1 protein-coding gene is annotated in these 466 nt (G+C 68.7%); it reads left to right on the top strand.

From position 1 onward, the window contains the following. Positions 1-466: cytochrome P450 (locus J4573_RS53425; protein WP_208264191.1), on the top strand; the 466-nt coding region annotated here is incomplete at both ends.

Raw genomic sequence — 466 nt, 5'->3', positions numbered from 1 at the left:
GCTCGCGCTGCTGAACGCGGGCCAGACGCTCAAGGGCCTGGTCGAGGACCTCGCCCGCGACCGCCGCGCGCATCCCCGCGACGACCTGACGACGGCCCTGGTCACCGCGAACATCGACGGCGAGTCCCTCACCGACCAGGAGCTCGGCTCGTTCTTCATCCTGCTGGTGGTGGCGGGCAACGAGACCACCCGCAACGCCATCGCGCACTCGCTCGACCTGTTCACCCGCCATCCCGAGCAGCGGGCCCTGCTCGCCGAGAACTTCGAGGGGCGCATCGCGGGGGCGGTCGAGGAGGTCGTCCGGTACGCCTCGCCGGTGATCTGGATGCGCCGCACCGCCACCTGCGACACGACGCTGAACGACCACGAGATCAAGGCGGGCGACAAACTCGTTCTCTACTACTGGTCGGCCAACCGCGACGAGATGGTCTTCACCGATCCCGAACGCTTCGACATCCTGCGCGAC

Origin of the sequence: Actinomadura barringtoniae (genome assembly GCF_017573505.1) — a bacterium.
GTDB lineage: Bacteria > Actinomycetota > Actinomycetes > Streptosporangiales > Streptosporangiaceae > Spirillospora > Spirillospora barringtoniae.
The sequence above is the reverse complement of the archived record's forward strand: the minus strand, read 5'-3'. Positions and strand labels throughout refer to the sequence as shown.